Consider the following 21,770-nt stretch of genomic DNA (forward strand, 5'->3'; position numbering starts at 1 on the left):
CGACACCGTCCGCGGCCGCGAAGGCGCCGACCCGGCGGCCGTCGCGTTCGACGCGGTGGCCGCGGGCGTCGAGCACGGTGTCGACGTGGTGCTCATCGACACCGCGGGCCGGCTGCACACCAAGACCGGCCTGATGGACGAGCTGGGCAAGGTCAAGCGCGTCGTGGAGAAGAAGGCCGCCGTCGACGAGGTCCTGCTGGTGCTGGACGCCACCGTCGGCCAGAACGGACTGAACCAGGCGCGGGTGTTCGCCGAGGTGGTCGACATCACCGGTGTGGTGCTCACCAAGCTGGACGGGACGGCCAAGGGCGGCATCGTCTTCCAGGTCCAGCACGAATTGGGCGTGCCGGTGAAGCTGGTCGGTCTCGGTGAGGGCGCCGACGACCTGGCCCCGTTCGAGCCCGCCGCGTTCGTGGACGCGCTGTTGGGCTGATTCTCCTGGTCCTTCGAAAAGGGTTGAGCCCGCGGCCTTCCGCGTAAACGGCGCGCCGCGCGTCCGAGGCATCGGTGCGAGGCAGGTCACACCCCGAATGTTTGCCGACTCCCGCTCGGCGATAGCGAATGTCCGATTTCGCGGACACGCCGCTCACAGCTTCGGCAAACATCTGGTGTACATCACGAAACGTGGTAGCAACACAGGTGCGCCATCCGTTCACACAGGCGAAACACCACAGCTCAACGGATGAAACACCGAGTGAGGACCCTTCTGTGCAGGTCCATTTGCCGGAATCGGCTGGGCCCGAGATGAGGAGGACATTAAGGTGGCATTTCCGCTTACCGGTGCGCCGGACACCGGTGATACCGCATGGATGCTGGCGAGTTCGGCGCTGGTGTTGCTGATGACACCGGGCCTGGCATTTTTCTACGGCGGCATGGTCCGGTCGAAGAACGTGCTCAACATGATCATGATGAGCATCAGCGCGATGGGCGTGGTCGGCGTGCTGTGGTCGCTGTACGGATACTCGACGGCATTCGGCGACAACAAGTTCGGCGTGATCGGCGACCCGACGCAGTTCTTCGGCCTGAAGGGCTTGATCGGTGGTAACTCCGTCGCCGAGGTCAAGGACGCGGCAGGCGCCATCACGACGGAGGCGGTGAACATTCCGCTCGCGGGCACGATTCCGGCGACGGTCTTCGTCGCATTCCAGCTGATGTTCGCCATCATCACGGTTGCCCTCATCTCGGGCGCGGTCGCCGATCGCCTGAAGTTCAGCGCGTGGCTGCTGTTCACCGGCATCTGGGCCACGGTGGTCTACTTCCCGGTCGCGCACTGGGTGTTCGACTTCGACGTGAAGGACGCCGACGGCAACGTCGTGCACGAGGGCGGCTGGATCGCCAACGACCTGCTCGCGGTCGACTTCGCCGGCGGCACGGCGGTGCACATCAACGCCGGTGCGGCCGGTCTGGCGCTGGTGCTGGTGCTCGGCAAGCGCAAGGGCTGGCCGACCACGCCGTTCCGCCCGCACAACCTGCCGTTCGTCATGCTCGGCGCCGGTCTGCTGTGGTTCGGCTGGTTCGGCTTCAACGCCGGTTCCGCGGTGACCTCCGGTGGCCTCGCCGGTTCGACGTTCATCATCACCACCATCGCGACCTGCGCCGCGATGCTGGCCTGGCTGCTGGTGGAGAAGATCCGCGACGGCAAGCCCACCTCGCTGGGCGCTGCCTCGGGCATCGTGGCCGGTCTGGTGGCCATCACCCCGTCGTGTTCCTCGGTGAACGTGCTCGGCGCGCTCGCCATCGGCGTGGTCGCGGGCGCGCTGTGCGCCCTCGCGGTGGGCCTGAAGTTCAAGTTCGGCTTCGACGACTCGCTCGACGTGGTCGGCGTGCACCTGGTCGGCGGCATCGTCGGCACCCTGATGGTCGGTTTCGTCGCGGCGCCCGAGGCGGGTGCGGCCAAGACCGGTCTGCTCTACGGCGGCGGTGTCGACCAGCTGTGGCGCCAAGCGGTGGGTGCCGGTGTGGTACTTGCCTTCTCCTTCATCGCGACGCTGATCATTGCCTATATCGTGAAGTTCACCATTGGGCTGCGCGTGAGTGAGGAAGAAGAGTCGGTGGGCTTGGACGAGTCCGAGCACGCGGAAACCGCCTACGACTTCGCCGCTCTGGGTAGCACGGCACGTTCTGCCAAGGAGGCATGACGAACATGAAACTGATCACCGCAATCGTCAAACCGTTTACGCTCGAGGACGTCAAGAGCGGGCTCGAGCAGGCGGGCGTGTTGGGCATGACCGTCAGCGAGGTACAAGGGTACGGCCGCCAGAAGGGCCACACCGAGGTGTACCGCGGCGCCGAGTACTCGGTCGATTTCGTCCCGAAGGTCCGCGTCGAGGTCGTAGTGGACGACGCGTCCGTCGACAAGGTCGTCGAGGTGATCGTGGAGGCGTCCCGGACCGGCAAGATCGGCGACGGCAAGGTCTGGGTCACCCCGGTGGAGTCGATCATCCGGGTGCGGACCGGCGAACGCGGCACCGACGCGCTGTAACGAATCTCGAGTAGAGCGGCGGCCCCGCTCCCACCGGAGCTCCCGGTCGGAGCGGGGCCGCACGCGTGAAATGGGCGGTGGGTTGTGGGTAGTCAGCACGAGCACGGCGGTGACCCGAAGGTGACCGAAGAAGTCAACGGCAAGATCTCCAACGCGGCGGCCGACCTGGTCCGCGCACGAACCCAACTGCTCGACGGCGGCCTGCCCCGCAACCCTCGGCTCGACGCGGAGTCGCTGCGCCAGGCCCTGGTCGACCTCTTCGAACTGTGGCTCACCAGCAAGGGCGCCGAACTGGGCATCACCGCCGACAGCGGTCTGGCCGTGGTGGCGGTCGGCGGTCTGGGCCGCGGCGAGATGCTGCCGTACTCGGATCTGGATCTGATGCTGCTGCACGACGACGTCGACCCCGCCCGGGTGGCCGAGGTCGCCGACCAGCTCTGGTACCCGTTGTGGGACGCGCACATCAAGCTCGACCACAGCGTGCGGACCGTGCCGCAGGCGCTGCGGGTGGCCGCCGACGATCTCATCGCCGCACTGGGCATGCTCGAAGCCAGGCACATCGTCGGCGACCAGGAATTGAGCAACCTGCTGATCGGCGGCGTGCGCCGGGAATGGCGCACCGGAATCCGCAACCGCTTCGACGACCTCATCGCCCAGGCCCAGGCCAGATGGGAGCGCAACGGCGAGATCGCGCACCGCGCCGAGCCCGATCTGAAGAACGGGCGCGGCGGCCTACGCGACATCCAGCTGCTCGACGCGCTGGCCATCGCCCAGCTCACCGACGCCATGCCCGGCCTCGGGCCGGACGTACCCGGCGGCGGATTGAAGCAGGCGCATCGTCGCCTGCTGGACGTGCGCACCGAACTGCACCGGGTCGCCGGCCGCTCCCGCGACCAGTTGCGCGCCCAGGACGCCGACGAGATCGGCGCGGCCCTGCGCATCGGCGACCGCTTCGATCTGGCTCGTACGCTGAGCGATTCGGCGCGCACGGTGAGCTATTCCGTGGATGTCGGGTTGCGCACCGCGGCCAACGCGCTCCCGCGCCGGGGGCTGGCGCGGCTGCGCCGGATGCCGGTGCGCAGGCCACTCGACGAGGGTGTCGTCGAGCATGCCGGTGAGGTCGTGCTCGCCCGCGACGCGCGCCCCCAGCGCGACCCCGGCCTGATCCTGCGGGTGGCGGCGGCCTCGGCGCAGACCGGGCTGCCGATGTCGGCCACCACGCTGAACCGGCTTTCCGAAGACGCGCCCGAGCTGCGCGAGCCGTGGCCGAAAGACGCCCTCAACGACCTGCTGGTCCTGCTCGGCACGGGCCGCGGCGCCATCGACGCGATCGAGGCGCTGGACCGGACCGGTCTGTGGGGCAGGCTGCTTCCGGAGTGGGGCGCCGTGCGCGATCTGCCACCGCGCGATGTCCTGCACACCTGGACCGTCGACCGTCACCTCGTCGAGGCGGTCGCCTATGCCAGCGCGATCAGCACCCGGGTGGCCCGGCCGGACCTGCTGGCCCTCGGCGCGCTGCTGCACGACATCGGCAAGGGTCGCGCAGGCGACCACAGCGTCGTCGGCGCGGAGCTGGCCACCCACATCGGCAGGCGGCTGGGCCTGTGGCCCTCGGACGTGCGCACGCTCAGCGCGGTCGTCCGCCACCATCTGCTGCTGCCGGAAACCGCGACGCGGCGCGATCTGACCGATCCCGAGACGGTGCGGTTCGTGGTCGACACACTCGATGGCGATCCTCAGCTGCTGGAGCTGCTGCACACGCTGGCAGAGGCGGATTCGCTGGCCACCGGCCCCGGCGTGTGGGGTGACTGGAAGGCGTCGTTGATCGGCGAGCTGGTGCGGCGCTGCCGGATGGTGATGGCAGGCGATCCGCTGCCGACGCCGGAGCCCATCGCGCCGGAACTGGTCGAGAAGGCGCAGGCGGGTGGGGTGCACGTCGACCTGAAGCCAGGGGACAGTAAATACACCTATACGGTCACCGTCATCGCCCCCGACACTCCGGGCCTGCTCTCCGATGCTGCGGGGGTGCTCGCGCTGCACTCGTTGCGCGTACTGTCGGCGGCACTGGGCGTCGAAGGCGATTTCGCCGTGGACACTTTCGTTGTCTCGCCCAAATTCGGCGACCCGCCGGATCCGGGGTTGCTGCGCCAGGAACTGATCCGCGCCACCGCGGGAGACCTGGACGTGTCTGCGGCGCTGGCCAAACGCGAGCGTGCGGCGACCAGCATCGGCCGGGCCCGCTACGCGCAGGCGCCACCGCGGGTGATCTGGTTGGACACTGCGGTGCCCGGCCAAGTGATCCTGGAGCTGCGCGCCGAGGACCGGGTCGGGTTGCTCAGCCGTCTGGCCGCCGAACTGGCGAGCTGCGGGGCGGATGTCCGCTGGGCCAAAGTGGTCACGATGGGGTCGGCGGTGGTCGACAGTTTCTGCCTCGATTTAAGCCAAGAGGACGCTCCCGCGCGCCGGGAAGCGATCGAGAAAGCGATTCTCGCGGTGGTTCCCAGAACTGCGCCAAAGCCGCTGGAAAACGACGCGACAATCTGAAAAATATGTCTTGACCTGCAATTTTGTCCGGTAATCAATCTGTTGCAGGATATTTGCTGAATAAGAGCTCCGGCTCGGCGGCGCGCCCCTACGATCTAGAGCGTCTGGCTATCGCGAGCACGAGGGGAGCAGGTCGGTGGCAATTGAAGTCGTTTCGGCGTCGACAATGACAAGTGACGAGACCACGCATATGGCGCGCTGCGTCGGCGGTGACCGCTGGGTGGTCTCCTGGCTCCCCGGACGCACCTTGACCGGACGGCAGGCGGTGACCGCGATGACGATCGCGACCACGGTCGCCACCTCGCCCATCCCGAGCACGGCGGAATGGGCCGTCCTCGACAACCTGGCCCTCGAGCTGGGACTGACCGCCAACGAGGCGGTGTTCATGGTCACCGAGGAGAACCGGGACTACCGGACACCGCCCAAACCGCGCCGTCGCGTGCTCGACTAGCGGACCCGCCGCGCCGGAAAGGACGCACCGCCTGCGCGATCACGCGGGCGATCCCATTACCCTGGGAGAGAATTGTGACGTCCCCCGAGATCAGGAGCGCGATCGGTGTTCGAATCCCTGTCCGACCGGCTTACCGGTGCCCTCAAGGATCTGCGTGGTAAGGGGCGTCTGTCACCGGCCGACATCGACGCGACCTGTCGGGAAATCCGCCTCGCCCTGCTCGAGGCCGATGTGGCGCTGCCCGTGGTGCGCGGTTTCATCGGGCGGATCAAGGAGCGCGCCAAGGGCGCGGAGGTCTCCGCGGCGCTGAACCCGGCCCAGCAGGTCGTGAAGATCGTCAACGAGGAGCTCGTCGGCATCCTCGGCGGCGAGACCAGACGACTGAACCTGGCCAAGAATCCGCCGACGGTGATCATGCTCGCCGGTTTGCAGGGTTCCGGTAAGACCACACTCGCGGGCAAGCTGGCGAAACTGTTGAAGGGCCAGGGGCATCAGCCGCTGCTGGTGGCCTGTGACCTGCAGCGCCCCGGCGCCGTCACGCAGCTGCAAGTGGTCGGCGAGCGCGCAGGCGTGCCCGTCCACGCGCCGCATCCCGGCACCTCCGTCGGTGGTGGCGACAACCCGCTGGGCATCTCGGCCGCCGACCCGGTGAACGTGGCCAGCGGCGGTGTCGAGGAAGCGCGGCAGAAGCAGTACGACGTCGTCATCGTCGACACCGCGGGTCGTCTCGGTATCGACGAGGAGCTGATGCGGCAGGCCGCGGGCATCCGCGACGCCGTGCAGCCGGACGAGACCCTCTTCGTGCTCGACGCGATGATCGGTCAGGACGCGGTCAGCACGGCGGAGGCGTTCCGCGACGGCGTCGGCTTCACCGGCGTGGTGCTCACCAAGCTCGACGGCGACGCCCGCGGTGGCGCGGCGCTGAGCGTCCGCGAGGTCACCGGTGTCCCCATCCTGTTCGCCTCCACCGGTGAGAAGCTGGAGGACTTCGACGTCTTCCATCCGGACCGCATGGCCAGCCGCATCCTCGGCATGGGCGACGTGCTCACCCTGATCGAGCAGGCCGAGCAGGTCTACGACGCCAAGCAGGCCGAGGAGGCCGCCCGCAAGATCGGCAGCGGCGAGCTCACCCTCGAGGACTTCCTCGACCAGATGCTGGCCATCCGCAAGATGGGCCCGATCGGCAACCTGCTCGGCATGCTGCCCGGCGCGGGTCAGATGAAAGACGTGCTCGCCCAGGTCGACGACAAGCAACTCGACCGCGTGCAGGCGATCATCCGCGGCATGACCCCGGCCGAACGGGACAACCCGAAGATCATCAACGCGTCTCGCCGCCTGCGCATCGCCAACGGCTCCGGCGTCCAGGTCTCCGAGGTCAACCAGCTCGTCGACCGCTTCTTCGAGGCCAAGAAGATGATGGCGATGATGGGCCGCCAGATGGGGCTGCCCGGCTCCCGCCGCGGCAGCGCGAAGAAGGGCAAGAAAGGCAAGAAGGGCGGCCGCGGCCCGACTCCGCCGAAGGTGCGCGGCGGATTCCCGGGGATGGGTGGCATGACGGGGATGCCCGCCGGCATGCCCGACCTGTCCAACATGCCCGCCGGGCTCGACGAGCTGCCTCCTGGCCTCGAGGGCTTCGACATCTCCAAGCTGAAGTTCCCGAAAAAGTAGACGCCGGGCCCGAATGCCGCGCACTCTCCGCGCGGCGTTCGCGTGCCCGGCGGCACGCCGCGCTCTCCCGCCACTCTCGGTGACGGTCCCGCGGACTCGACAAGTAGGTTGGAGGCTGCCGACGACGTCCAGGAGGGTGCTGTGCATCTGCGAGGAGTGGTTCTCCCCGGCGACGAGGTGCGCGATCTCTGGGTGCGGGACGGGCTGGTGTCCTTCGAGCCCGTCCCCGGGGCCGAAACACTGTGCAGCAGCGGGTGGATCGTGCCCGGACTCGTCGACGCGCACTGCCACGTCGGTATCCGGTACGGCGGAGGTCACGAGGACCGGGCGGGCGCCGTCGCGCAAGCCGAGATCGAACGCGAAGCCGGTGCGCTGCTGCTGCGCGACGCGGGTTCCCCGATCGACACCCGGTTCATCGACGAGCATGACGAACTGCCGCGCATCATCCGCGCCGGCCGCCATATCGCCCGGCCCAAGCGCTACATCCGCGAGCTCGGCATCGAACTCGACGACGAACGCGACCTGCCGGAGATCGTCGCCGAGCAGGCCCGCCTCGGCGACGGTTGGGTGAAGATCGTCGGGGACTGGATCGACCGCTCCGTGGGCGACCTGCGCCCGCTGTGGAGCGACGCGATCCTGAAGGAGGCCATCGAGGCCGCGCACGCCAATGGCGCCAGGGTCACCGCGCACGTCTTCGGCGAGGACGCGCTGCCCGGCTTGATCAACGCGGGTATCGACTGCCTGGAACACGGCACCGGCCTCACCGACGACACCATCGAGATGATGGTCGAGCACGGCACCGCCTTGGTCCCCACCTTGGTCAATATCGACACCTTTCCCGAGATCGCCGACAGCGCGGGCAAATTCCCGGTCTACGCCGCGCACATGCGCGACCTGCACCGCCGGATACGGGGCACGGTCGCCGCCGCGCACGAGGCGGGCGTACCCATTTTCGCCGGCACCGACGCCGGCGGTGCCATCCGGCACGGGCGCATCGCCGACGAGATCGCCGCGCTCGGCGCCGCGGGCCTGTCCCGGCACGACGCGCTCGGCGCGGCCTCCTGGGATGCCCGCGGCTGGCTCGTACGGCCGGGCATCGAGCCCGGCGCGCCCGCGGATTTCGTTGTCTACCAGCAGGACCCGCGCACCCATCCGGAAGCGCTCACCGCACCGTACGCCGTCGTGCTGCGCGGCCGCGTGTACGGCGGACGCGGGCCGGTCACCGGTCATCGATAATTCGTCATTCGCTTCGGTGACGGACTTCGTCGGCTGCGCCCGGTAGGGTCGACTCCGTGACCATTCGCCTCGGTTATCAAATGCCCAACTTCAGCTACGGCAAGTCGGTGCGCGAACTGTTCCCGACGGTCATCGCGCAGGCCAGGGAGGCCGAAGCCGCCGGTTTCGACACCGCTTTCGTGATGGACCACTTCTATCAGCTGCCCGGCATCGGCACTCCGGACGACCCGATGCTCGAGGCGTACACCGCCCTCGGCGGCCTAGCCACGGCGACGGAGCGAATCCAGTTGTCGGCCTTGGTGACCGGCAACACCTACCGCAACCCCGCCATGCTCGCCAAGACCGTCACCACGCTGGACGTGGTCAGCGGCGGCCGCGCGGTGCTCGGTATCGGCGCGGGCTGGTTCGAGCTCGAGCACCGATCCTTCGGCTACGAGTTCGGCACGTTCACCGATCGCTTCGAGCGGCTCGAGGAGGCGCTGCAGATCATCCAGCCGATGCTGCGCGGCCGGCGGCCCACCTTCGACGGCAAGTGGTACCACGTCGAGAACGCGATGAACGAGCCGCGCGTGCGCGAGGACGTGCCGATCCTGCTCGGCGGCAGCGGCGAGAAGAAGACCTTCCGCCTGGCGGCCCGCTTCGCCGACCACCTCAACCTCATCTGCAACGCCTCCGAACTGCCGCGCAAAATCGAGGTTCTGCGCGAACGCTGCGCCGAGGCCGACCGCGACCCCGCGACGTTGGAAACCAGCTACCTGTGCTTTCTGATGGTGGACGAGGACGGCGACCGGGTTCGCAAGCAGCAACAGGATTACTTGAGCCGCATGGGAATCGACCTGTCGGCGCTGTCGGAATCCGAACGGAAGCAGACCCCGGCCGACCGTCAGTTCGTCGGCACACCGGACGAGGTTGCCGAGCAGCTGCGGACCCGTGTTCTCGACCACGGCGTCGATGGCCTGATCGTCAATATGATCTTCCAGGGACACGAGCAGGGCGCGGTCGAACTCGTCGGACGCACCCTGGCGCCGCTGGTGGCCTGACGAGCCGGAACCGGACGCGAATGCCGTTGTCGCCGGATACAATCGGCCGATGATAGCTCCTCCGTGGCGAGCGTCGTACGGTGTCGACGCGCCGTCGGTGCTGCTGTTGCTGGGAGTTCTCGCGGTCGGCTATCTCGCCGCCGCACTGGTGGTGGCGCTGTTCGGGCAGCCGCGTCCGAGCCTGCTGCTCCTCCTGATCGGCATCGTGCTCGCCGCGCAGTTCGGGCTGTTCCTGCACGCGACCCTCCGGGGTAAATTCCGGGTCTGGGCGGGTCTGCTCGACGACCTCGAACTGCACGGCGACGAACTACTCCTCGACATGGGCTGCGGGCGCGGCGCAGTGCTGCTCGCGGCCGCGCGACGGCTGCCCGCCGGGCGTGCCGTCGGCCTCGACCTGTGGTGCTCCGCCGATCACTGCGGCAACACGCCGGCCACCGCCGAGCAGAACGCGCTCGCCGAGAACGTCGCCGATCGCATCGAACTGCGCACGGGCGACATGACCCGGATGCCGTTCCCGGACGGCGCGTTCGACGTGGTGGTGTCCAGCCTGGCCATTCACGCCATCGGGACCGCGCAGGGGCGTGACGACGCCGTCCGCGAGGCATGCCGTGTCCTGCGTCCCGGCGGCAAGCTGGTCATCGTCGATATCGGCAACACCCGGCGATACCGCGCCACCTTGGCCGGGAGCGGTGCGACCGGGCTCACCCACCGCACCCTCGGGTGGCGCATGTGGTGGGGTGGCCCCTGGGTGCCCACCCGCGCCCTGACCGCCACCGCCGCCTCTCGATAGGGTCGGTCACCGACGCCGTGGCGCCGCATCGAAGCTCGCCCGGCCCCCAGCGATGAATTCCAGCGGTGGCTCGCGTCTGCACTGACGAGGGGTGCAGCCGATGGGAGGCACATATGCGGGAATTGATCGTGACCGAGAACATCACGCTCGACGGGGTGATCGAGGCGACGGACTGGTTCGATGTCGCCGACCGGGAAGGGGTCGATCAGTCCGACCTCGTCGCGGAACTGCGGGAGCAGGCGGCGGCCTCGGACGCCGTGCTGTTCGGCCGGGTCACCTTCGAGCAGATGCGTGGGTACTGGCCGAACCGGACCGACGACACCAGCGGAGTGACCGATCACCTGAACAAGGTGACGAAATACGTGGTGTCCAGGTCGCTACGCGAGCCGGAGTGGGACAACACGGTGATCCTGCGCGGTCCGCTGGCCGAGGAGATCGCCGCGATCAAGGCAGCGCCGGGGCGGGACATCGTCGCCACCGGCAGCATCCGGCTGGTCCGGGCGCTGGTCGCCGCCGACCTGGTCGACGAGTACCGCCTGTTCGTCTACCCCGTGGTGCTCGGCGCGGGTGAGCGGCTCTTCGCGGACGCGCCCCGGCTCCCGGCACTGCGTCTGGTCGAGACCCGGCCGTTCCGCTCCGGCGTGGTGCTGCTGAGGTATCGCCGTCGATAGTCAGTCCAGGGCCCGGAAGAGACCCGAAACGAGGACCCGCAGCGTGCGGAACACTCCGGGCACCACGTACTCGGTCAGTGCCGGATCGCCGAGTTCGGCCGCGATCTCGCGGTTGATGCCGTCCCTGCGCCTGCGTTTGCGACGGAAGATTCCCATGCCTCGTTATTGCGCGTTGGTCGCTCGGTGTGAACAACGGCCGCGATTTCTGGCGCGATCGTGCCGTCTGGCACAATGGACCACCGTCCTTCCGGACAAGTGTCAGCCCGTCTCCGGTTCCGTACCGCGCGGCGGTCACACACTCGAAAGCGCAAAACCGGGCTCGCAGACCATGCGGGTCGCCGCATTGCGTCGTGACCAACCAACGAAAGGCAGATCAGCAGTGGCTGTTCGCATCAAGCTCACCCGCCTGGGCAAGATCCGCAACCCGCAGTACCGCGTCGTCGTCGCGGACGCCCGCACCCGCCGGGACGGCCGGGCCATCGAGTCCATCGGCAAGTACCACCCGAAGGAAGAGCCGTCGCTCATCGAGATCGACTCCGAGCGCGTGCAGTACTGGCTGGGTGTCGGCGCGCAGCCGACCGAGCCGGTCCTCCAGCTGCTGAAGATCACCGGTGACTGGCAGAAGTTCAAGGGCATCGACGGCGCCGAGGGCACCCTGAAGGTCAAGCCGTCGAAGCCGTCGAAGCTGGACCTGTTCAACGCCGCGCTGGCCGCCGCCGACAACGAGCCGGTCGCCGAGGCGGTCACCCCCAAGAAGAAGGCCGCCAAGAAGGACGCCGGAGAAGGCGCCGAGGCTGCTGAGGCCGCCGAGTAATGAGTCGGCATTACCCGTCCACTCTGTACCCGTCTCGAGCCGTCGATAGACCGGCTCCGACGACGGGGGAGTCGCGTCTCGAGGTGATGGAACAGTGAGCGCCGTAGTCGCCGATGCCGTCGAGCACTTGGTGCGCGGCATCGTCGCCAACCCCGACGACGTCCGCGTCGAGCTGATCACCGGTCGCCGCGGACGCACGGTCGAGGTGCACGTTCATCCCGATGACCTGGGCAAAGTGATCGGCCGCGGTGGACGTACCGCGACCGCACTGCGCACCCTGGTCGCCGGTATCGGCGGCCGGGGCATCCGGGTCGACGTGGTCGACACCGACCAGTAGATGGAACTCGTCGTCGGACGGGTCGCCAAGGCGCACGGTGTGCGCGGCGAACTTGTCGTCGAGGTGCGCACGGACGAGCCCGAGGAGCGGTTCGCCCCCGGCACTACGCTGCGCGGTCGACTGCCGCGCACCGATGATGTCCGCGACTTCACCGTGGAGTCGGCCCGGGAGCACTCGGGCCGGCTCCTGGTATTTCTCGCCGGAGTCGCCGACCGCACCGCGGCGGACGCGCTGCGCGGCACGCTGCTCGTGGTCGACAGCGCGGATCTGCCGCCGTCGGAGGATCCGGACGAGTTCTACGACTACCAGCTGGAGGGGCTGGAGGTCCGGCTCACCGACGAGACCGTGGTCGGGTCCGTGCGCGAGGTGCTGCATTCCGCGGCGGGGGAATTGCTCGCGGTGCGTGCCGCCGACGACGGGCGGGAGATCCTCATCCCGTTCGTCACCGCGATCGTGCCCACGGTATCGATCGCCGACGGTGTGATCGTCATCGATCCGCCCGAGGGCCTGCTCGACCCGGAATGAGCCGCTGGAGGACCCGATCGCGCGGCGCCCGGCTCGGGGCCGCGGCGACAGGAGACAGGCATGAGAATCGACGTCGTCACGATCTTCCCCGAGTATCTGGAGCCGCTGCGCACGGCGCTGCTCGGCAAGGCGATCGACAAGGAGTTGATCTCCCTGGCGGTGCACGACCTGCGCCGCTGGACGCACGACGTGCACAAGTCGGTCGACGACGCGCCCTACGGCGGCGGGCCCGGCATGGTCATGAAGCCCACCGTCTGGGGTGACGCGCTCGACGAAGTCTGCCCCGACGACGCGCTGCTCGTCGTCCCCACACCGGCCGGCGTGCCATTCACCCAGGCCACGGCGCACCGCTGGGCCGCTGAGCAGCACCTCGTCTTCGCCTGCGGTCGCTACGAGGGCATCGATCAGCGCGTCTTCGACGACGCCGCCCGCCGGGTGCGCGTGGAGGAGGTCAGCATCGGCGATTACGTGCTGATCGGCGGGGAGGCCGCGGTGCTGGTGATGACCGAGGCCGTGGTCCGGCTGCTGCCCGGCGTGCTCGGGAATCAGCAGTCCCACCAAGAGGATTCGTTCTCCGACGGACTGCTCGAGGGTCCCAGCTACACCCGCCCGGTCTCCTGGCGCGGACTCGAGGTTCCACCGATCCTGCTCTCCGGCGACCACGCGAAGGTGGCCGCCTGGCGCCGCGAGCAATCCCTCGCCCGCACCCGCGAACGCCGCCCGGACCTGCTCGCCGATCACGATAGGGCGTCCGGCTCTCAGTAGTAGGTGCCGCGGCCACCCGTGGAGACGTTGCTGATGGCTCTGCGCGATCGACCGAAGGTGCTCGGCATACTCGATTGGTGCACATGATCGTTCACCGCACCACGGAATCGAACATCGTCTACGAGCCTTGTCCGATCCTTACGGCAGCAGCCCGTGGCGCCGCGCCGCAACCACAGCCTCGTGCCGGGAGTGGGCGTCGAGTTTGACCATGGCATTGCGCAGGTAGCTCTTCACGGTTTCCGGTCCGAGTGAGAGACGTTGTGCCGCTTCCTGATTGGTGCAGCCGAGGGCGATCTGGGACAGCACGTCGAGTTCCCGGCGGGACAGCCGCGGACTGTCGGGCAGCGGCTCGCCGACCAGGACGCGGGTGAGTCGCTCGCACACCGCGTGCAGACGCCCGCGCAACCGGTCGTCGTCGGCGGAGCGCGCCATGTCGCGAAGTTCGGCGTGGATGTCGCGGAGTTCCTCGGTGACAGCCGGTGCGGTATCGGCCGACGGCGTGGCCAGCTCCAGCATCCGCAGGCGGCGGTCGACCTCGTCGCGAACGGCGATCTCGGTGGCCAGGCGGCGACCGGCCTGGACGACGAGATCCGCGGTGCGGTCACCGAGCGGAGCCGCGCCCCGGGTGGCGGCATAGAGCACCGCGCGGGAGCGCTGGTCCACGATCACCGGGACGGCGAGCACGGAACGGATGCCCTCGCCGGAGACCGGCGCGTCATAGTCGTGGGTGATCGAGGACGACGTGCGGTAGTCCGCCACCACGGCGGGTCGCCCCGAATCCATCACCCGGCCGCCCAGCCCCGAAGTACGCACGACAGCCAGCCCGCGCAGTCCGTTGGTGACCGTCCCGACGAATTCCGAGAGTAATAGGGCGTCGCCATGGACTTCGCCGCCGAAGACCACTGGCACGCCCGCGGTGCTCGCCACCCAGCGGATCTCGGCGCGTAACGCGTCGGCGTCGCGTGGACGCAGCAGCGCGGTGTGGGTCACGGGACTCACCCCTTTTCGGGGGTAGTGGCCAGGGGGATGTGACCCACATCCTATTGCACACCCGGGTAGAGCTGGATCACCGATAGAGGGGAACCGAAGATGGGCACCGATACCGATCAGCGGGTGCGCGAGCTGCTGGACTGTTACGACCGCGCGGACGCATCGGCGGCGGACCTGCTGTGTGATCGGCACCCGGCCGACCAGGTGGCCTTCACGATCGTCGAGGCCGACCTGTCGTCGACCGACCTCACCTATGGCGAGCTGCGCGAACGCTCGGCCCGATTCGCCGCGGCACTGGCCGGACTCGGCGTCGAGCCCGGCGACCGGGTCGCCACGCTGATGGCGAAGTCGGCGGACCTGGTGGTCGCGCTGCTCGGCATCTGGCGGCGCGGCGCGGTGCACGTCCCGCTGTTCACCGCGTTCGCGCCGTCGGCCATCGCGCTGCGCCTCGACGCGGCTCGGGCGTCGATCGTCATCGCCGACTCCGATCAGGCGCCGAAGCTGGCGCCCGGCACGGATCTGCCCGCGGACCCGCCCTGGCGGCTGATCGTCTCCGGCGCGGAGATGCCGGAGGGGGCAGTGCGCATGGCCGATCTGCTCGATAGCCATTCGGCCACCCACCCGGACGCCGGCCCGGTCGCGGTCGGCGGCGACGGCCTGCTGGTCCAGCTGTTCACCAGCGGCACCACCGGCACGCCCAAAGGCGTCCCGATTCCCCTGCGCGCGCTCGCCTCCTTCCACGCCTATCAGGAGTTCGCGCTGGATGTCCGGCCCGACGATGTGTTCTGGAACGCCGCCGACCCGGGCTGGGCCTACGGCCTCTACTACGCCATCCTCGGCCCGTTGGCCACCGGCATACGCAGCATCCTGCTGCACGCCGGCTTCTCCGCTCCGCTGACCTGGCAGGTGCTGGAGACCTTCGGCGTCACCAATTTCGCCGCCGCGCCGACGGCGTACCGCGCGCTGCGCGCCGAAAGCGCCGCGCCGCCGGTGCACTCCCGGTTGCGTCGCGCGTCCTCGGCGGGCGAGCCGCTGACGCCCGAGGTCGTGGCCTGGTCAACGGAATACCTCGGCGTCGCGGTGCGCGACCACTATGGCCAGACCGAGCACGGCATGGTCATCTGCAATGCCTGGCACGAAGACCTCGACACCGAGACTCCCGCCGGCTCGATGGGGCGCACGCTGCCGGGCTGGACCTGCGCGGTCCTCGCCGAAGACGCTGACACCATCGCTCCCGCCGGCGCATTGGGCCGGGTCGCCATCGACACTGAGCACAGTCCGCTGCTGTGGTTCCTCGGCTATCTCGATGCCCCGGAACGCACCGCACAGCGCTACACCGCCGACGGCCGCTGGTATCTGACCGGCGATGCGGGCTCTCAGGACGCGGATGGCTTCTTCCACTTCTCCGCTCGCGACGACGACGTGATCATCATGGCGGGCTACCGCATCGGCCCGTTCGAAGTGGAGAGCGTGCTCGTGCTGCACGAGCAGGTCGCCGAGGCGGCCGTTGTCGGCATGCCGGACGACCTGCGCGGCGAGGTGCTGGAGGCGTTCGTCGTGCTGCGCGACGGCGCCGAGGGCGGCCCCGAGTTGAAGTCCGAACTGCAGAGCTTGGTGAAACGGAAATTCGCCGCGCACGCCTACCCACGCAGTGTGCACTTCGTATCGAGCCTGCCGAAGACGCCCAGCGGCAAGGTGCAGCGATTCGTGCTGCGGCAGGGAGGAGTGCGGTGATGTCGCAGCTTTCCCTGCCCAGCTACGCTTCCGGCGTTTCCGAGGTCCCGCTGCTCGGCGACACCATCGGCGGCAACCTCGCCCGCACCGTTGCGGCGTTCCCGGATCGGGAAGCGCTGGTGGATCGTCCGTCCGGACGCCGCTGGACCTACCGCGAACTCGGTGCGGCGGTAGACGCCCTGGCCTGTGGCCTCGCTGATCGCGGCATCGGCAAGGGCGACCGGGTCGGCATCTGGGCGCCGAACTGCGCGGAATGGTTTCTCGTGCAGTTCGCCACGGCGCGGATCGGCGCGGTTCTGGTCAACATCAACCCGGCCTACCGCACCAGCGAACTGGAGTATGTACTCTGTCAGGCGGGCGTGCGGATGCTCGTCGCGGCCGAGCGGTTCAAATCGTCCGACTACGTCGCCATGATCGAGCAGGTCCGGCCGAACTGCGCGGGGCTGGAGCAGGTTGTCGTACTGGGCACACCCGAGTGGGACGCGCTGACCCATACCGTGATCGATGCCGACCGGCTCACCGCGCTCGCCGCGCTGCTGTCGACCGACGACCCGATCAATATCCAATATACGTCCGGCACAACGGGTTTCCCGAAGGGCGCCACGCTCAGTCACCACAACATCTTGAACAACGGCTATTTCGTCGGCGAGCTGTGCGGCTACACCGAGCAGGACCGCATCTGCGTCCCGGTGCCGTTCTATCACTGCTTCGGCATGGTGATGGGCAACCTCGCGAGCACGAGTCACGGTGCGGCCATCGTGATTCCGGCGCCCTCCTTCGATCCGAAGGCCACTCTGGCCGCGGTCGAAGCCGAGCGCTGCACCTCGCTGTACGGCGTGCCGACGATGTTCATCGACATGCTCGCCGAACTGGATTCGGCGACCACGGATCTGTCCACCTTGCGCACCGGCATCATGGCTGGTTCGCCGTGCCCGATCGAGGTGATGAAGCGGGTGATCGACCGGATGGGCATGCGTGAGGTGAGCATCTGTTACGGCATGACGGAAACCTCACCGGTCTCGACCCAGACCCGCCGCGGCGACAGCATCGAGCGGCGCACCGCCACCGTCGGCCGCGTCGGCCCGCACCTGGAGGTCAAGATCATCGATCCCGCAACGGGTCTCACGGTGCCGCGGGGCGAACCCGGCGAGCTGTGCACCCGCGGCTACTCGGTGATGCTCGGCTATTGGGACGACCCGGGCAAAACCGCCGAAGCGATAGACGCCGCCCGCTGGATGCACACCGGTGACATCGGCGTGATGGACGACGACGGCTACCTTTCCATCACCGGCCGGATCAAGGACATGGTCATCCGCGGCGGCGAGAACATCTATCCGCGCGAAATCGAGGAATTCCTCTACACCCATCCCGACATCCTCGATGCCCAAGTGATCGGCGTGCCGGACCCGAAGTACGGCGAGGAGCTCATGGCGTGGGTCCGGATGCGCGAGGGCGCAACGCCGTTGGACGCGGCCGCGTTGCGTGAGTTCTGCACCGGCAAGCTGGCGCACTTCAAGATCCCGCGCTATGTGCACGTGGTCGATGCGTTCCCGATGACGGTCACCGGCAAGATCCGCAAGGCCGAAATGCGCGTGTTGTCCCGGCGGCTACTCGGCCTGGGCGACAGCTGATGTGGACCGGTTCACCTGGGCGTGGACAGCGTGTCAGGTGGCGACTGTAGTGTCTCCCAACGTGACGACAGCGCCCGAGACTTCCAGTGCAGAGTCCAACACCGTGCTCCCTCCCGCGCCGCCGCCTTCCGTCGCCGCGGCCGGAGCCAGCGTGACCCGTCGCATCGCCGAGGAACTCGCGGTGCGCGAGGCCCAGGTCCGCGCCGCCGTCGAGCTGCTCGACGCGGGCTCGACGGTGCCCTTCATCGCGCGCTACCGCAAGGAGGTCACCGGCGGTCTGGACGACGCGCAGCTGCGGCAGCTCGACGAGCGTCTGCACTACCTGCGCGAACTCGACGAGCGCCGGGCCACGATCATCGAATCGATCCGCGGTCAGGGCAAACTCGATGACACGCTGCACCAGCAGATCCTGCTCGCCGAGACCAAAGCCCGGCTCGAGGACATCTACCTGCCCTACAAGCCGAAGCGGCGCACCAAAGCGCAGATCGCGCGCGAGGCGGGGCACGAGCCGGTGGCCGACGCGCTGATCGGCGACCCGGACACCGATCCGGCGCAGTACAGCGCCGAGCAGCTCGACGGAGCGCGTGCCATCCTGGTCGAGCGCTTCGCCGAGGACGCCGACCTGGTCGGCGAATTGCGCGAGCTGATGTGGAACCGCGGGCAGGTCACCTCGACCGTGCGCGCGGGCAAGGAGGAGTCGGGCGCGAAGTTCGCCGACTACTTCGAGTTCAGCGAGCCGTTCGACAAGCTGCCCTCCCACCGGGTGCTGGCGCTGCTGCGCGGCGAGAAGGAAGAGGTCCTCACTCTGCACCTGGAGCCGGACACCGAGGAGCCGGAGCCGGGACAGCGCACCGTCTACGAAGGCCGCATCGCCGCCCGCTTCGGCATCGCCGACCGGGCCCGCCCCGCCGACTCCTGGCTGCTGGACACCGTGCGCTGGGCTTGGCGCACCAAATTGCAGGTCAGCCTCGGCATCGACACCAGGATGCGGCTGCGCCAGGCCGCCGAGAAGGACGCGGTCGACGTGTTCGCCGCGAACCTGCGCGACCTGCTGCTCGCCGCCCCCGCGGGCACTCGCACGACCATGGGCCTGGACCCGGGCTACCGCACCGGCGTGAAGGTCGCGGTGGTCGACGCCACCGGCAAGGTGGTCGCCACCGAGGTGATCTACCCGCACAAGCCGCAGGGCCAGACCGAGAAGTCGCTCGCGGTGCTCGGCGCGCTGGTCGCCCGGTTCGGCGTCGAACTCATCGCGATCGGCAACGGCACCGCGTCACGGGAGACCGATGCCCTTGCCGCCGAACTGATCTCGCGCATCCCGGAGAACAAGCCGACCAAGATCGTGGTGTCCGAAGCGGGCGCCTCGGTGTACTCCGCCTCGGCCTACGCCTCCCAGGAACTCCCCGATCTGGATGTCTCCCTGCGCGGAGCGGTGTCGATCGCGCGGCGGCTGCAGGACCCGCTGGCCGAGTTGGTGAAGATCGACCCGAAGTCCATCGGAGTCGGCCAGTACCAGCACGACGTGTCCGAATCCCTGTTGGCGCGCTCACTGGGCGCGGTCGTCGAGGACGCGGTGAACGCGGTCGGCGTCGACGTGAACACGGCCTCGGTGCCGCTGCTGTCGCGGGTGTCGGGTATCGCCGGGTCGGTGGCGGAAAGCATTGTCGCGCACCGCGACCAGAACGGCCCGTTCCGCAGCAGGACCGCGCTGCTCGACGTGCCGCGCCTGGGACCGAAGGCGTTCGAGCAGTGCGCGGGCTTCCTGCGGATCCGTGCAGGCGACGACCCACTGGACACCTCCGCCGTGCATCCCGAGGCGTACCCGGTGGTGCGGCGCATCCTCGAATCCACCGGCCGCGGCGTCGCGGAGATCATCGGCAACACCTCGGTGCTGCGCGCGCTGCGCGCCGACAACTTCACCGACGAGCGGTTCGGTGTTCCGACCGTCACCGACATCATCGCCGAACTTGAGAAGCCGGGCCGTGACCCGCGGCCGGAGTTCAAGACCGCGGAGTTCGCCGCGGGCGTGGAAAAGGTCGCCGACCTGAAGCCGGGCATGGTGCTCGAAGGCGTAGTGACGAATGTGGCCGCGTTCGGCGCTTTCGTCGACGTGGGTGTGCACCAGGACGGGCTGGTGCACGTCTCGGCCATGTCGCACAACTTCGTGAAGGATCCGCGCGAGGTGGTCAAATCCGGCGATGTGGTCAAGGTGAAGGTGCTCGAGGTGGACGTGGCGCGTCAGCGCATCGGTCTGTCCCTGCGCCTCGACGACGAGCCCGCCGTGCCCGGCAAGAGCGGCGACAAGCAGCGTGGCCAGGGCGGCCGATCCGGCGGCGAGCAGCGGCAGCGGCAGAATGGCCAGAACAGGCAACAGGGCCAAGGCCGTAACCAGGGACAGGGACGCGGAGGAAATCAGCGTCGCAATGCGCCCCCGCCGAGCGGTGCGATGGCCGACGCGTTGCGCAGGGCGGGTTTCGGCCAGTAGTCCTGCGCACGGTAGGGAGTAGGCGGGCATGCAACGGTGGCTCCATGAGGACGTGATCGCCCAAGGGCGGCTGCCGTTGCTGTGCTTCCTCCTCGGGTTCATCGTCGGCTTCCTGTTCATCCGGCTCAGCGTCCGGCTGATCCGGGCGCGGGTGCGCTGGTGGCCAGGAAACCTGCGCGCCGGTGAGACCCACATCCATCACATGGTGTTCGGGGTGATCCTGGTGCTCGGGTCCGGCATCGGCCTGCTCACGATGTACCAGCGCGCGGACACGGCGACGGCCAGTGTGCTCGCCGCGGCTTTCGGCGTCGGCGCCGCGCTGGTTCTCGACGAGTTCGCGCTGATCTTCTACCTGCGCGACGTGTACTGGGAGGAACAGGGACGCACGTCGGTCGACGCGGTGTTCGTCGCGCTGGCGGTGACCGGATTGCTGCTACTCGGCTTCCACCCGCTGTGGTTGCTGGACATCAACGATTTCCGGCGCGATCCGAGCATCGAAGTGCGTGCCTTCGTCGTCGTGTTCGCGGCGGTGAACCTGGCGCTGGCCGCGATCGTCATCGCCAAAGGCAAGATCTGGACCGGCCTGTTCGGCATGTTCTTCCTGCCGCTGCTGGTCGTCGGCGCGCTGCGGCTCAGCCGTCCGGGCGCGCCATGGGCGCGCTGGCGATACACCGATCGCAGGCGGCTGATGTACCGGGCAATCGTCCGTGAACGGCGCTACCGCCGTCCGGTGATCCGGGCCAAGATCTTCGTCCAGGACCTGGTCGCGGGCAAACCGGACGTCGACCACGCCCGCACGGCGGCGGAGGCGGAACTCACCCGCACGGTGGTTCCGGCGCCGCCTGCGCCGCACCACCACCACCCGCTCTGGCATGCCGACCACAACGGGCTGAAGTCGCACGGTCCACCGCCCGCTCAGGACGCGATCTCCGGCGAGCCGAATCACTGACCGATACCTCCGCCTTCGCTTCGGCCATGCGCAGGCTGAAGGCGGACTACGTCCGGCTGCGCCCAGTAGAGTAAAGGAATAACTCAACGCGTTCCGCTCGGGCCGATTTCTTCCCCGCCGCGCTGGTCTGGCACAATGCTCAGGTTGCCCTGGGCGGTTGTCGACCCGGCGCACCCCCTAATTCGGAGCATGAACCGGCCGAGCACACGCAGTGCCGCCAGGGTCCTCTGTTCGCGCGAAACCAGAAGGATGGAAATGAACACCCTTGACTTCGTCGACGAAAAGTCGCTGCGCAGCGACGTCCCCGAGTTCCGCCCGGGCGACACGCTGAATGTGCATGTGAAGGTCATCGAAGGCTCGAAGGAGCGCATCCAGGTCTTCAAGGGCGTCGTGATCCGCCGCCAGGGTGGTGGCATCCGCGAGACCTTCACGGTCCGCAAGGTGTCGTTCGGTGTCGGCGTCGAGCGCACCTTCCCGGTGCACAGCCCGAACATCGACCACATCGATGTCGTTACCCGCGGTGACGTCCGCCGCGCCAAGCTCTACTACCTGCGTGAGCTGCGCGGTAAGGCCGCCAAGATCAAGGAAAAGCGCTGAGTTAGCTTTTCGGCACAACGGATTTTCCTCAGCCCGGCATCGAACGTCCGTCTCGATGCCG

The 21,770-nt window shown here is 68.5% G+C and carries 20 protein-coding genes and 1 pseudogene; 19 read left to right on the forward strand and 2 right to left on the reverse strand.

The window, feature by feature from the left end; genetic code table 11:
• From NA4_RS28495 to NA4_RS28540, 10 genes and pseudogenes are all read left to right on the forward strand, one after another.
• Positions 1 to 433, forward strand: a pseudogene (locus tag NA4_RS28495) (signal recognition particle-docking protein FtsY); the annotation flags it as partial.
• A gap of 376 nt (positions 434 to 809) precedes the next feature.
• A complete protein-coding gene (locus tag NA4_RS28500; RefSeq protein WP_157129363.1) occupies positions 810 to 2,138 on the forward strand; it encodes an ammonium transporter in 1,329 nt (442 codons plus the stop codon).
• 5 nt (positions 2,139 to 2,143) lie between these two features.
• On the forward strand, positions 2,144 to 2,482 hold the full coding sequence (locus tag NA4_RS28505; protein WP_040868325.1) for a P-II family nitrogen regulator: 339 nt from the start codon (positions 2,144 to 2,146) through the stop codon (positions 2,480 to 2,482).
• A 120-nt stretch (positions 2,483 to 2,602) separates the two neighbouring features.
• On the forward strand, positions 2,603 to 5,026 hold the full coding sequence (locus NA4_RS28510; RefSeq protein ID WP_067476841.1) for a [protein-PII] uridylyltransferase: 2,424 nt from the start codon (positions 2,603 to 2,605) through the stop codon (positions 5,024 to 5,026).
• Positions 5,027 to 5,192: 166 nt separating this feature from the next.
• Positions 5,193 to 5,477, forward strand: a complete 285-nt coding sequence (locus NA4_RS28515) for a hypothetical protein (protein WP_067476795.1) — start codon at positions 5,193 to 5,195, stop codon at positions 5,475 to 5,477.
• A 105-nt stretch (positions 5,478 to 5,582) separates the two neighbouring features.
• Positions 5,583 to 7,145, forward strand: coding sequence for a signal recognition particle protein (ffh, locus tag NA4_RS28520; RefSeq protein WP_067476798.1), 1,563 nt, complete (start codon positions 5,583 to 5,585; stop codon positions 7,143 to 7,145).
• A gap of 141 nt (positions 7,146 to 7,286) precedes the next feature.
• Positions 7,287 to 8,381, forward strand: coding sequence for an amidohydrolase family protein (locus NA4_RS28525; RefSeq protein ID WP_067476844.1), 1,095 nt, complete (start codon positions 7,287 to 7,289; stop codon positions 8,379 to 8,381).
• A 56-nt stretch (positions 8,382 to 8,437) separates the two neighbouring features.
• Positions 8,438 to 9,421 (forward strand): LLM class F420-dependent oxidoreductase, encoded by a 984-nt coding sequence (locus tag NA4_RS28530; RefSeq protein WP_174553007.1) that lies wholly within the window; start codon positions 8,438 to 8,440, stop codon positions 9,419 to 9,421.
• Positions 9,422 to 9,470: 49 nt separating this feature from the next.
• Positions 9,471 to 10,211 (forward strand): class I SAM-dependent methyltransferase, encoded by a 741-nt coding sequence (locus tag NA4_RS28535; protein ID WP_067476804.1) that lies wholly within the window; start codon positions 9,471 to 9,473, stop codon positions 10,209 to 10,211.
• 113 nt (positions 10,212 to 10,324) lie between these two features.
• Positions 10,325 to 10,882: a dihydrofolate reductase family protein gene (locus NA4_RS28540; RefSeq protein ID WP_067476807.1), complete on the forward strand. Its 558-nt coding sequence runs from the start codon at positions 10,325 to 10,327 to the stop codon at positions 10,880 to 10,882.
• Here NA4_RS28540 and NA4_RS40835 read toward each other — a convergent pair whose 3' ends face one another.
• Entirely contained in the window at positions 10,883 to 11,038 is a 156-nt protein-coding gene (locus tag NA4_RS40835; protein ID WP_157129360.1) for a hypothetical protein, read from the reverse strand.
• A 223-nt stretch (positions 11,039 to 11,261) separates the two neighbouring features.
• On the opposite strand from NA4_RS40835, the gene rpsP reads away from it, so the two are divergent.
• The 4 genes from rpsP (at position 11,262) to trmD (ending at position 13,323) form a co-directional block, all read left to right on the forward strand.
• On the forward strand, positions 11,262 to 11,696 hold the full coding sequence (rpsP, locus tag NA4_RS28545; protein WP_067476810.1) for a 30S ribosomal protein S16: 435 nt from the start codon (positions 11,262 to 11,264) through the stop codon (positions 11,694 to 11,696).
• 94 nt (positions 11,697 to 11,790) lie between these two features.
• On the forward strand, positions 11,791 to 12,033 hold the full coding sequence (locus NA4_RS28550; RefSeq protein ID WP_011210690.1) for an RNA-binding protein: 243 nt from the start codon (positions 11,791 to 11,793) through the stop codon (positions 12,031 to 12,033).
• Positions 12,034 to 12,558, forward strand: coding sequence for a ribosome maturation factor RimM (gene rimM / locus NA4_RS28555; protein WP_067476813.1), 525 nt, complete (start codon positions 12,034 to 12,036; stop codon positions 12,556 to 12,558).
• 60 nt (positions 12,559 to 12,618) lie between these two features.
• Positions 12,619 to 13,323 carry a tRNA (guanosine(37)-N1)-methyltransferase TrmD gene (gene trmD, locus NA4_RS28560; protein ID WP_067476816.1) on the forward strand — a complete coding sequence of 235 codons (705 nt, stop codon included), beginning with the start codon at positions 12,619 to 12,621 and terminating at the stop codon, positions 13,321 to 13,323.
• Positions 13,324 to 13,461: 138 nt separating this feature from the next.
• Here trmD and NA4_RS28565 read toward each other — a convergent pair whose 3' ends face one another.
• Positions 13,462 to 14,313, reverse strand: coding sequence for a helix-turn-helix transcriptional regulator (locus NA4_RS28565; RefSeq protein WP_157129361.1), 852 nt, complete (start codon positions 14,311 to 14,313; stop codon positions 13,462 to 13,464).
• A gap of 99 nt (positions 14,314 to 14,412) precedes the next feature.
• On the opposite strand from NA4_RS28565, the gene NA4_RS28570 reads away from it, so the two are divergent.
• The 5 genes from NA4_RS28570 (at position 14,413) to rplS (ending at position 21,709) form a co-directional block, all read left to right on the forward strand.
• Positions 14,413 to 16,047 (forward strand): AMP-binding protein, encoded by a 1,635-nt coding sequence (locus NA4_RS28570; protein WP_067476822.1) that lies wholly within the window; start codon positions 14,413 to 14,415, stop codon positions 16,045 to 16,047.
• Entirely contained in the window at positions 16,047 to 17,678 is a 1,632-nt protein-coding gene (locus NA4_RS28575) for an AMP-binding protein (RefSeq protein WP_067476825.1), read from the forward strand. Before NA4_RS28570 ends, NA4_RS28575 begins: the two co-directional genes overlap by 1 nt.
• A 103-nt stretch (positions 17,679 to 17,781) precedes the next feature.
• A complete protein-coding gene (locus tag NA4_RS28580) occupies positions 17,782 to 20,163 on the forward strand; it encodes a Tex family protein (protein WP_067476828.1) in 2,382 nt (793 codons plus the stop codon).
• Between the two features lie 28 nt (positions 20,164 to 20,191).
• Entirely contained in the window at positions 20,192 to 21,112 is a 921-nt protein-coding gene (locus tag NA4_RS28585) for a hypothetical protein (protein ID WP_245671629.1), read from the forward strand.
• Between the two features lie 255 nt (positions 21,113 to 21,367).
• Positions 21,368 to 21,709: a 50S ribosomal protein L19 gene (rplS, locus tag NA4_RS28590; RefSeq protein WP_040780792.1), complete on the forward strand. Its 342-nt coding sequence runs from the start codon at positions 21,368 to 21,370 to the stop codon at positions 21,707 to 21,709.
• Positions 21,710 to 21,770 lie beyond the last annotated feature (61 nt).

Origin of the sequence: Nocardia amamiensis NBRC 102102, from assembly GCF_001612745.1 — a bacterium.
In the GTDB taxonomy this organism is placed as follows: domain Bacteria; phylum Actinomycetota; class Actinomycetes; order Mycobacteriales; family Mycobacteriaceae; genus Nocardia; species Nocardia amamiensis.